Below are 11,717 nucleotides of genomic sequence, written 5' to 3'. Positions count from 1 at the left end.
GCTTGAAATAACCATAAGTTTTATAAGTACTAAAATCTGTTCCTACGGCATAGTCTTGTGAAACTCTTATGGTGTTACATCCTACGAAAAGTATGACCGCTGCAATTAATAAGGTAGCTTTTTTAATCATGGCTTTTGATTTTTAGTACGCTTCTGCGAAAGCGTAACAACTACACCTTCACAAAAAAGTGATGAATATTATTTTATTAAATCGTCACTTACCTCATTAGGAATCGTGACTTGCAGTTGCGGATTTAATTCCATGGCTCTTTGGATGGCAAAAACAGCATTTTCATTTCTCGCCCAGTTGCGTCGAGCAATACCGTTATTTACATCCCAAAACAACATGGATTCCAGTCGCTGTTCTGCTTCTATACTACCATCAATAAGCATGCCGAAACCACCATTAATAACCTCGCCCCAGCCTACACCACCACCATTGTGAATGGAAACCCAAGTAGCTCCTCTAAAACTATCTCCTATTACGTTTTGTATAGCCATGTCTGCTGTAAAGCGTGAGCCATCATAAATGTTTGAAGTTTCTCGGTAAGGAGAATCTGTCCCAGAGACGTCGTGGTGATCACGCCCTAGGATTACTGGCCCTATAGTTCCAGCAGCGATAGCTTTATTAAATGCTCTTGCTATTTCTATACGTCCTTGAGCATCGGCATAGAGAATGCGGGCTTGTGAACCTACTACCAGTTTGTTTTCTTGAGCTCCTTTAATCCATTTTATATTATCCTGCATTTGTTGTTGTATGCGATCTGGAGCATCTTGAGATAATCTTTCTAGAGCAGCAGTAGCAATATCATCTGTTTTTTGTAAATCTGCTGGATCGTTTGAAGCGCAAACCCATCTAAATGGACCAAAACCATAATCAAAACACATAGGTCCCATAATATCTTGCACATAAGAAGGATAACGGAATTCTCGATCCGTCCCAGCAATATCAGCAGCGGCTCTGCTAGATTCTAGTAGGAAAGCATTACCATAGTCAAAGAAATAAGTTCCTTTTTCAGTATGTTTATTTATAGCAGCGACGTGTCTACGTAAAGAACGTTGTACTTCTTTTTTAAACTCTTCAGGATGATTACTCATCATCTCATTAGATTCTTCAAAAGATAAATCTACTGGGTAATAGCCACCGGCCCATGGATTATGCAAACTTGTTTGATCGCTACCTATAGAAACTTCAATTTGTGCGTCATAAAGGGCTTCCCATACATGAACTATGTTGCCTTCATAGGCAATGGAGATCGTTTCTTTATTTGATTGTGCTTGCTGAACTCTTTCAACAAGATCTTTGGTATTTTTAATAACTACATCTACCCAACCTTGTGAGTGGCGCGTGTGAACCGCTTTAGGATTCATCTCTGCACAAATGGTAATACAACCAGCAATGTTACCGGCTTTAGGCTGTGCGCCGCTCATTCCTCCTAAACCTGAGGTCACAAATATATTTCCTGTAGGGTCTTTTTTAATTTTTCTAAAAGCATTCAGTACTGTAATAGTAGTTCCATGAACAATTCCTTGCGGACCTATGTACATGTAAGAACCTGCCGTCATTTGACCATATTGCGTAACGCCTAGGGCATTAAATTTTTCCCAGTCGTCAGGTTGAGAATAATTAGGAATCATCATACCATTAGTAACTACACATCGTGGTGCACCTTTATGTGAGGGAAATAGTCCCATAGGGTGACCACTATACATAGCAAGGGTTTGCTCATCAGTCATCTCACTTAAATACTTCATGGTTAGTAAATATTGTGCCCAATTAGAGAACACACCACCATTACCACCGTAAGTAATTAATTCATGTGGATGCTGTGCAACAGCATGATCCAGGTTATTCTGAATCATTAACATGATCGCTGCAGCCTGTTTAGATCGATGTGGATAATCTTCAATATCACGTGCTTTAATTTCATAATCAGGCATGAAACGGTACATGTAAATGCGCCCATATTGCTCAAGTTCTTCTTTAAATTCTGGTAAGAGCACTTCGTGATGTTTAGGGTCGAAGTATCTCAATGCATTACGCAATGCTAGATTTTCTTCCTCTTTAGTTAAAATCTTTTTACGCTTAGGTGCGTGATTTACATTTGAATTATAAACATGCGGAGCTGGTAATGAATCTGGTATTCCTTGTCTTATGCTTTCGCGAAAGCGTGCTAAAGAAGAGTCTACGGCTGTATCGATCATACTTTTTTTTTAATAGTGTCTGAGGACTTATCATAACCGTAAGGGCAATGGCGACAACCGCTTTTACAACAATAGCCACGTTTTAAATGATATTGTTCTGTAAAGCAACGGTAGCCTTGCTCAGTGAGGTAATAATCACCTTCTTCTACAGGAATGATTTTTTTCATTGGCATAAAAATACGACACTGTTTACAGTCTATCAACCCAATAAATTTAAAAACATAAATAGAGTTAATATATTACATCTGTCCTGTCTGACTACGGTATTATACCAATTGATTATTTATACCAATTTACATTCCTAATGTCGCATATAATTCGTTTCTTTTTCGCCTATGATTCAAATTAAGAATACGCGGTATTAGAAACATACATTGGCATTAAATACCGTATATAAAAAACAATTTAGTGTAGGACACCAATGACATTAAACGAATAGCGACCTAATAATCCTAAACAAAGAATCTGTGCATATATGGTAACTAAAAACAGAAGGTGAAATTAAGGTGCTTCATCACTAGGAGATATAGAGCTCAATTTTATTGATAAAATAATTTCTCGCAAAACATATTATCCACTGTATTTGATAAATATGCTACAACTTCAAAAAAAGAATTACTTATAGTATGTTAGATAGTGGAAGTATTCTTTCATTTAAAAAAAACACCACTATGTGTTTACTTAAAAACACTATTTCTCTGGATCAAAAGTGGTTACATATTTTTTTCAGGTAAGATCTCAATTTAAAAAAGGAATTATAAATAATAAATAAAGCCTACATTGAACCACCATATAAAATCATAGGAGCGGTTATTAACATTATTAGGACTTAATCCATCTACATAATTACTATCATAATAATGCCAAGCACTAGACACAAGTATATCGCTCAAACTATTTAATTTATATCTAAAACCTATATCTCCTACTAAAGCAAATGTACTTCCTTGAGAAGTATCTATACGATCTAGAAACGTAGGGTATGTGGTAACCGGACTATTTAACGGTCCTAGAGCAGAAGTAGCCTCAGGTCTATAATCTACATAGTGGGCACCTATTCCTAGGTAAGGTGCAAACTTAGATTGTCCTCCTTGAAAACCCCGGATACTCCATGGATACCATTCTAAGTGGGTTCCTAACTCAAGCACTTTAGCTCTACCTTCCATAGAGCGTAATTGTAAACCTGCAAGACTTGGCTTGTCTGCAAGATCACTTAAATGATTAAGAGTAGTAACGTGATATGATAGCTGATTTCTAATCTTAAAATGATCGTTCCAGTAGGAATCCTCTGTATAACACAAGCAATCTGCTCGGTAAGCAAAGTTGATATAATGAACAATACCTATCCCAGTACCTACATTACCACTATTAGTATACCAGTCTAAGCGCTCTCCATAATCTGACTGAAACGCAACTGGCCCAGCGATCACACCTATCTCATGAGAAAAACTTAACTGCGCTTGAGCGACTGAAACAACGCAAAACAAAGCAATAAAAAATCCAGAAAGACGTAGGGTATTCATCATGATTTAACATTTGTAAAGCGACAAATATAACAAAATGTCTGAGCTATACAGAATATTACGCAGAATGAAAAAGGGCATAAACACACTTTTTTCTTATAAACTTCAATAAATCAGACTCATCCCATCCCATTTCTGGTGTAACCCTTTACTAATCCTTAAACTATTTTAGACAGGAAATTTAATTGAGGTTGATGGAGAACTAGGTTTTGTAAAAGAAATATCTGTTTTTGTGACGTTTATGGATCTTGTTAACATAACCCTTATTTTACTTAACCCCAGCATTCTCAATAATCATCGCATAACCTTGTCCTACACCTACACACATGGTAATTAAAGCATATTTTTTACCAGTCATTTGCAATTCTAATGCAGCACTGTAAGCAATGCGTGTTCCTGTAACACCTAGTGGATGTCCTATAGCGATAGAACCACCATTAGGGTTTATACGAGGATCATCATCTGCAAGTCCCCAAGATCTAGTGCAAGCTAGTGCTTGTGATGCAAATGCTTCGTTCAATTCTATTACATCCATGTCGCCCATAGTAAGACCAGCTTTTTTTAAGGCTTTATTACTTGCCTTTACCGGACCTATTCCCATAATACGAGGCTCTACGCCTACCACAGCACTACTGACTACTCTCGCAATAGGTTTCAAATCATACTTTTTAACAGCATCTTCACTTGCAATAATAGTTGCCGCAGCTCCATCATTTAAACCACTTGAATTTCCTGCGGTTACTGAGCCACCTTCTTTTTTAAAAGCTGGACGCAGTTTTGCTAGGATTTCTTTTGTGGTCGTAGGTTTTATGAATTCGTCATCTTTAAAAATGATAGGATCTTTTTTACGTTGTGGAATTTCAACGGCTATAATTTCTTTAGCCAGTCTTCCCGATTTTTGGGCTGCTGCAGCTTTCTGTTGTGACCATGCGGCAAATGCGTCTTGATCTTCACGAGAAATACCGAATTTCTCTACAAGATTTTCGGCCGTGTTTCCCATTCCATCTACACCATACATTTCGGCCATTTTATGGTTCACAAATCGCCAGCCAAAACTAGAATCATACATCTTAGAATCTGTCCCAAAAGCACTGCTAGGTTTTGCAATCACTAGTGGTCCACGAGTCATGTTCTCTACCCCACCAGAAATAAACACATCGCCATCACCAGTTTGTATCGCTCGATGCGCATGAACGATTGCGCTCAATCCAGAGCTACATAATCTGTTTACCGTTTCACCGGGAACAGTTACTGGCAAACCAGCGAGCAATCCTGCCATGCGCGCGACATTACGATTATCTTCTCCTGCTTGATTAGCACAGCCCATAATAACATCTGCATAGGCGTCTTTTGGAATAGTAGGGTTTCTTTCTACAACCGTTTTTATAACCTGTGCGGCTAGATCGTCTGGACGTACTTTTGACAGTGTTCCTTTGTAGTTTCCTATAGGTGTTCTTGCGCCATCGATGATGTAGGTGTTCATTATATAGTGGATTAGTGGATTAGTGGATTAGTGGATTAGTGGATTAGTGGATTAGTGGATTAAAGTGTTCTATTTCTAACATACTTTCTTAAGGATGATCACATTTTTGTTAATTCAGTTATCAACTTACGTTTCTGTTCATTTTGCTCAAAATTTATGTAGGATCGTTTCGTGTTTTTTTACTGCATACTACGCATTCATTAGCACTGTAAATAGCTATGTTTATATGCTTTATAAACTGAGCGTCACTTCCTGGATATCCTTCAGCAATAGTAAGAGCAATTGAATCAGCAGCGCGCCTAAACTGACTTGATAACGCATATAATTCTTCTCTTAGAAACTGTTTAATTTGTGATTGAACGTGCTCTCCAAAATCAATAGATTTTGAATAAACATCTAACTTCTCAAAAGAAAAATGATAACTACTAATCATCTTTCAAAAATAACATATCTATTCTATTATTCTCATTCTCACACAAACTCATCTTCTAACTTATTCCCAATCTTTACCAGTCCTATAAACCACACCTTTAAAAAGCGCCACCAACTCATCTCCTTTTTTCACCTCAACGATGTTGAAACCTACTGTAGTTTTGGTTTTGTCTAGAGTACATTCGGCAGTGATATGATCACCTTCTTCTAGAGCTTCTATATGATTGATACTGGTTTCTATAGACACAGCAAATTTACCATGCGTGTTTGATGAGAATCCAAAAGCGGTATCTGCCAGTGAGTATGTAATGCCGCCATGAGCTTTCCCCATGCTATTGAGCATCTCAGGCCTTATAGTCATACCTAATTTTACTCGACCTATTTCTACAGAAATTATCTCGATCCCTAACCAAGTGGAATACGGATCGAGTGAGAGCATTTTATGTGGGATTTGCTTTCCGTCCATTACAGTTCAAATTGAATTCCTGCCGCCTTCATCTTACGCAATATCGGCGAGCAGCGGTATCTATCTTCTCTGTATAACTCATACATCGCATCGAGCCCATTTACGCACCAGTTGATTCCTTTTTCATTTGCCCAAGCGAGTAATCCTTTGGGATAATTTACACCTTTAGTCATCGCGCTGTCTATTCCTTGCGCGGTTGCGATGTTTAAAAACAGTGCGTCAGCAGCTTCGTTAATGAGCATGATGAGCACTCGATCTTGAATTTCTTTTATGAGTTCTGGTGATTTTTCTGGAGACGCTTTCGCGAAAGCGTGTTCACTATCCACATTTCCATAATCATAGAAACCACGACCAGACTTGCGTCCTAACCAGCCAGCCTCTACCAGTCGTTTTTGAGTCAGTGATGGTTTGTATCGTGGATCAAAATAGAAAGCTGTGAAAACAGTCTCAGTCACCACATAATTTACATCGTGACCTATGTAATCCATTAATTCAAAGGGTCCCATTTTAAAACCTAGTACTTTTAAGGCATAATCTATGGTGGCAAAACTGGCGATTCCTTCTTCATAAATACGCAGCGACTCACTATAAAATGGTCGCGCCACACGATTTACAATAAAACCTGGTGTATCCTTTGCTACGGCAACAACTTTATTCCAGTTTTCAATAGTAGCAACGCAAGTATCAGTAACATCTTGTGCTGTTTGAACCGCAGGAATCACCTCAACCAGTTTCATTAACGGCGCTGGATTAAAAAAGTGAATTCCTATACAACGTTCTGGTTTTTCAAGTGATGCCGCTATACTCGCAATGCTTAAACTAGAAGTATTTGAAGCAATGATACAGCTATCAGAAACATAAGATTCTAGTTCTTGAAACACCTTTTTCTTAATATCCAGATTCTCTACGATCGCTTCAATGGTTAAATCAGAACTAGACAGCTCTTTTAGAGAACTTACATAAGTGATATGAGATTGAATACGTGTTTTTTCTTTAGCGTCTATTCTACCTTTTTCAATGAGTCTATTTAATATCTTTTCTAGTGCTGTTTTTGCTTTATCCAGTTGCTCTTGATTTAGATCAAATAATTTTACCTGACAACCTGCTGTAGCAGCTACTTGAGCGATACCGCTGCCCATAGTTCCTGCTCCTATGATTCCTACTTTTAAGATTTTTGATTCTTGACTTGTCATTTTAAAAAAGGGTTCTTAATTATAAAAAAAGTAATGATACGCTATATTCTAGCAAAGATATGGATTTTGAAAGCGGTGTTTTTTAAGATCTTTTATGAAAAAAACTTATCTTGTAATAAATATCTTAGCATTTTTAAAAATCCTATGACTAAAAAGTTACTTACTCCATTTCAAAAGTTTATACAGCTAGAATCTTTAAGTGGGATTCTATTACTCATCGCAACCTTTGTAGCTCTTATATGGGCAAATAGTCCTTATGCTACTGGTTATGAATATTTCTTAAATGTAGAATTTGGTTTTGACTCTGATTTTTTCAACATCAAGAAACCATTGATCTTATGGATTAATGATGGCTTAATGGCTATTTTCTTTTTCCTTATAGGATTAGAGGTGAAGCGAGAACTACTGGTAGGAGAGCTTAATACTGTTAAAAAAGCATTATTTCCCCTTTTTGGTGCTATAGGTGGTATGAGTGTACCTGTTATACTCTTTTTTATACTGAATGATAATCCTGAGACAGATCGTGCCTGGGGAATCCCTATGGCTACTGATATTGCTTTTTCTCTTGCCATTTTAAAAGCATTAGGTAAAAGAGTTCCACTAGCCTTAAAAGTATTTCTCACCGCATTTGCTATTGTAGATGATATAGGAGCTGTGCTGGTCATTGCTATATTTTACTCTAACTCATTAGAGGTAGACTTATTGCTTTACGGTCTGTTAGTAATAGGTGCGATTAGTTTTTTCTCCTTAAAAGTTTATTATTCTAAGTATATCAACATATTTGTAGGAATCATAGCTTGGCTGCTGTTTTTAAAAGCCGGTGTTCACCCTACCTTAGCAGGAATATTAATGGCATTTGCCGTTCCCATGCATCGCAAGATTAGAGGTTCTGGTTTTATAGAACAATTAAAAGAATTATCAGAAAAAATAAGCCTTAACGCAAAACCAGCAGCAGTGCTACTCACTCCTAAGCAAATTGAGAATATCGACCAGTTAGAAGACCTCACTGAAAAGTATCAATCTCCTTTACAGCACACAGAAAATAGGTTGCACGATTGGGTAGCTTATTTTATAATTCCCATTTTTGCACTTGCAAACGCAGGAGTAGCTCTATCCAGTGATGTTCCACTGGAATGGACGCTGGTTATGAATCTAGCTATTTGTCTAGTTCTAGGAAACAGTATAGGAATAACTACTATTGTTCTTACTGCCATGAAACTGAAATGGGTTACCGCTCCAGCTTCTATAAGAAGAATCCACATTATAGGCGCCTCATTTATTGCAGGAGTAGGTTTTACTATGTCCATTTTCATAGCAACACTTGCGTTTATAGAAACACCTCAATATGTCGATAGCGCAAAGGTAGGTATCCTTATAGGTAGTTTAATAAGTGGTATCATTGGGGCTTCCATACTTTACATAGCCGGAACTAAAAATGAAACCGATGCAGAGATTGTAGGCGAGTAGGTTTTAATTCCCTTTCACTCTTTCCCATATTGTAGTTAAAACAAACATGGCATCCATGCTTGTTTTTTCTGTTTCTATGGCTTTCATTCCATCTTCATGTTCTATGAGCTTGTATTTAAAAACAAACTCTGGCTCAGCCTTTCTCTTAGGAATCAACCCAAAACGTAAATCATTATAATAGAGACTCTCATTTTCTTGAGATAACAAATACCAGTTTTGGGAGATCTCTTTCAACCTTTTAAAGTCCTGTTGCGACGCAGGTTTTAATGTTTGTTCAAGCAAGGTATTTTTAGGATAGGACACAAACTTTATAGGCTTAGTGTCAAAAAAAGAATAATCTCCTATTAAATAAGCACTATCAGTCTCCACGTTACAATTCCATAAAATGGTGTTCATGGGCGAAGGTCTGGTTGATAGTCTTTTATAAGCAACTTGATCAGAATCTAAAGCCCTTGTAAACTCTTGAGTACTTATGGTTTTAAAAGCTAGAGTAAGTAATAAGTAACTGGTACTTATCACCAGTCCAGCCTGGTTTACACGCCATCTCAAAACTGAATTTCTCTTCAAAAACATAACCCATATCACACAAATTAAAAATGGAACTGTATACAATGGGTCTATGACAAAAATCGAGTTTAAGGCAATTCTAGTATCAAATGGCCATAATAATTGTGTTCCCCATGTAGTGAATGCATCTAGGACAGGATGTGTAAAAAGGCCCAAAAAAAACAACCACGACCATGCGCGCCAGCCCAGCGCATATTTTTTTTCTGTCTTATTTACAAGCCAACCTAAAACTGGTGCAAACATTACACAAAAAACTATAGAGTGACTGAAACCTCTATGAAACTCAGTCGCAGTAATAGTGTCAGTAAAGAGTTTTGCGAGTACGTCCAGATCTGGAATAGTGCCAGCAATAGCACCATACATAATTGCTTTATTCCCTATTTTTTTTCCTAGAACGGCCTCTCCTACTGCTGCGCCTAAAACGATTTGTGTTAAACTATCCAATGATTATTTACCTTTAAAAACAGGTTTACGTTTTTCCATAAATGAGGCTACACCTTCAGCATAATCCTCTGTGGCAGCACTCTCTATTTGCAGTTTACTTTCTAGTGCTAGTTGTTCTTCTACAGTGTTATAATAGGATTGATTTAGTGCTTTTTTAGTATTTGCAAGAGCTACTGTAGGTAAAGCTGCTAGTTTTTGAGATGTCGCTTTTGCTACAGCGTGAAACTCATTATCTGGTACGGCTTTATAAATCATTCCCATTTGATCTGCTTCAGGAGCTGTAATTTTATCGGCCAGCATCATGGTGGCACTTGCTTTCCCAAAACCGATCAATCGTGGTAAAAAGAACGTTCCAGCACTATCTGGAATCAAACCTATTTTACTAAAAGCTTGTATGAACGCAGCACTTTCTGCAGCGATAACCACGTCACAAGCTAGAGCAATATTTGCACCAGCACCAGCGGCAACGCCGTTTACTGCTGCAACGACAGGTTTTTCAAGGTTTCTTATTTTTAAAACTATAGGATTATAGTGCTCATCTAGAATGGCTTTAAATCCTGGGTTTAATGCTGGATCTGTAATTTCTTGAATATCCTGACCAGCACAAAAAGCTTTTCCTTCACCAGTAATCAGCACGGATCGCACCTCATTATTACTAGCACATTGATCTAGCGCATCCTGCATGGCATGAGCCATTTCCTTGTTGAAGGAATTAAAAACTTTAGGTCTATTTAATGTTATTGTGGCAACTCCTTGATCGATTTGTAATAAGATAGAATCTGACATATTAGTGTTTTAAAAAACCGTCTTGAACAAGCTCAGACTGACATTCTTTTATTTATAGCTGGTGGTAAAGTTAATGGTTGTTACGCTTTCGCGAAAGCGAGATGACCACACATATGATATTTAAAATTAAAGTAGAAATTACGAAAAAAACTACATAAATTGCTGTAAATTCATCAAAAAGGTTAAAATCATGAAAATAGTAAACTTTATATTCTCCTTATTGTGCTGTTGTATCATGAGTGCTCAACTAGATTTTGACATGGATGTTTCTAGTGGACCTATAGGTGGCTATGCTGATGTAACCTATACCATCACTAACCTATCACCTACTGACACTTATACTAATGTAACGATTACTCATCCAGACGCATTAATTCCTAGCATAGTTTTAAGTCCGTCAACATTGGGTCCAGGAATACAAGTCACACAAACAGGTCGTATCGCGATCTCTGGTGATCATTATAACGCTATAGGACTGTTTATTACACAAGCAAGCCTTACCGCCATGATTAATGGAACGATGATTACTGAACTTTCTGATGGTAATGACTCGCAAGGTAATCGTGTAGATGACGGTGATTCAGTTTATTTTGGCTCTGAATCTCCTAGTTACGGCGTGATCTATATAGATAATGATGTGAATGGACAGTATGATCCAGCAATAGATAGTGCGATTCCTAATGTATCTATAAATTTATATGATAATGCTGGGAATACAGATGTAATCTATACAAATGAAAAAGGCTGGTGGTATTTTGACAATTCATTTCTAATGAATAACTCTAATACAGGCAGCTTTTATGATTATGGGGCTATTATAGACGTTAACTCTTTTCCTAACCCTACAAATTCATATCAACTAGTAGATGGAGTATCACCATTTGTCCCTAATGGAACTTTTGCTTTTAATTTTAGAATGAGCCATGGTTACTCTGATGGACCAGGAAATTTGGGATATCTAGAAGCATCTGCATATCTAGACGTGAATGCAAATGGTCAGCGAGATGCTAGCGAGATCAACATGCCCTACACAAGTTTTGAATTTATTGCAGATAATGATCCTAGCACGAGTAGAACGTTCTATCAAGGCACATCAGGAAGTGTTATAAAATCTGATTTGAATCCTGGTGTTCAATTAAATGATGTAAATG

At 37.3% G+C, this 11,717-nt stretch carries 11 protein-coding genes; 2 read left to right on the top strand and 9 right to left on the bottom strand.

Annotation, left to right across the window (positions count from 1 at the left end; translation table 11 throughout):
- Positions 1 to 198 precede the first annotated feature (198 nt).
- From ACTF48_RS10255 to ACTF48_RS10225, 7 genes are all read right to left on the bottom strand, one after another.
- On the bottom strand, positions 199 to 2,205 hold the full coding sequence (locus ACTF48_RS10255; RefSeq protein WP_438963066.1) for a urocanate hydratase: 2,007 nt from the start codon (positions 2,203 to 2,205) through the stop codon (positions 199 to 201).
- On the bottom strand, positions 2,202 to 2,372 hold the full coding sequence (locus tag ACTF48_RS10250) for a DUF5522 domain-containing protein (RefSeq protein WP_438963065.1): 171 nt from the start codon (positions 2,370 to 2,372) through the stop codon (positions 2,202 to 2,204). The genes ACTF48_RS10255 and ACTF48_RS10250 overlap by 4 nt, the downstream gene beginning before the upstream one ends.
- A 588-nt stretch (positions 2,373 to 2,960) precedes the next feature.
- A complete protein-coding gene (locus tag ACTF48_RS10245) occupies positions 2,961 to 3,728 on the bottom strand; it encodes a THC0290_0291 family protein (RefSeq protein WP_438963067.1) in 768 nt (255 codons plus the stop codon).
- A 268-nt stretch (positions 3,729 to 3,996) separates the two neighbouring features.
- The gene (locus tag ACTF48_RS10240) at positions 3,997 to 5,211 is read right to left on the bottom strand and encodes an acetyl-CoA C-acyltransferase (protein WP_438963064.1); all 1,215 of its coding nucleotides are present in this window, start codon (positions 5,209 to 5,211) and stop codon (positions 3,997 to 3,999) included.
- 154 nt (positions 5,212 to 5,365) lie between these two features.
- On the bottom strand, positions 5,366 to 5,644 hold the full coding sequence (locus ACTF48_RS10235; RefSeq protein WP_438963063.1) for a four helix bundle protein: 279 nt from the start codon (positions 5,642 to 5,644) through the stop codon (positions 5,366 to 5,368).
- 60 nt (positions 5,645 to 5,704) lie between these two features.
- Positions 5,705 to 6,109 (bottom strand): PaaI family thioesterase, encoded by a 405-nt coding sequence (locus ACTF48_RS10230; RefSeq protein WP_438963062.1) that lies wholly within the window; start codon positions 6,107 to 6,109, stop codon positions 5,705 to 5,707.
- Positions 6,109 to 7,302, bottom strand: coding sequence for a 3-hydroxyacyl-CoA dehydrogenase NAD-binding domain-containing protein (locus tag ACTF48_RS10225; RefSeq protein WP_438963061.1), 1,194 nt, complete (start codon positions 7,300 to 7,302; stop codon positions 6,109 to 6,111). Before ACTF48_RS10225 ends, ACTF48_RS10230 begins: the two co-directional genes overlap by 1 nt.
- 144 nt (positions 7,303 to 7,446) lie before the next feature.
- Between ACTF48_RS10225 and nhaA the strand changes: the two genes are divergently transcribed.
- The gene (gene nhaA, locus ACTF48_RS10220) at positions 7,447 to 8,769 is read left to right on the top strand and encodes a Na+/H+ antiporter NhaA (protein WP_438963060.1); all 1,323 of its coding nucleotides are present in this window, start codon (positions 7,447 to 7,449) and stop codon (positions 8,767 to 8,769) included.
- A gap of 3 nt (positions 8,770 to 8,772) precedes the next feature.
- Here nhaA and ACTF48_RS10215 read toward each other — a convergent pair whose 3' ends face one another.
- Positions 8,773 to 9,780 (bottom strand): metal-dependent hydrolase, encoded by a 1,008-nt coding sequence (locus ACTF48_RS10215; protein WP_438963059.1) that lies wholly within the window; start codon positions 9,778 to 9,780, stop codon positions 8,773 to 8,775.
- 3 nt (positions 9,781 to 9,783) lie between these two features.
- Positions 9,784 to 10,566 carry an enoyl-CoA hydratase-related protein gene (locus tag ACTF48_RS10210; RefSeq protein ID WP_438963058.1) on the bottom strand — a complete coding sequence of 261 codons (783 nt, stop codon included), beginning with the start codon at positions 10,564 to 10,566 and terminating at the stop codon, positions 9,784 to 9,786.
- A gap of 190 nt (positions 10,567 to 10,756) precedes the next feature.
- Between ACTF48_RS10210 and ACTF48_RS10205 the strand changes: the two genes are divergently transcribed.
- Positions 10,757 to 11,717, top strand: a 961-nt coding sequence (locus tag ACTF48_RS10205) for a hypothetical protein (protein ID WP_438963057.1), incomplete at its 3' end; no start/stop codon positions are given.

The organism is Nonlabens sp. (genome assembly GCF_965660805.1).
Taxonomy (GTDB): Bacteria; Bacteroidota; Bacteroidia; order Flavobacteriales; family Flavobacteriaceae; genus Nonlabens.
The sequence above is the reverse complement of the archived record's forward strand: the minus strand, read 5'-3'. Positions and strand labels throughout refer to the sequence as shown.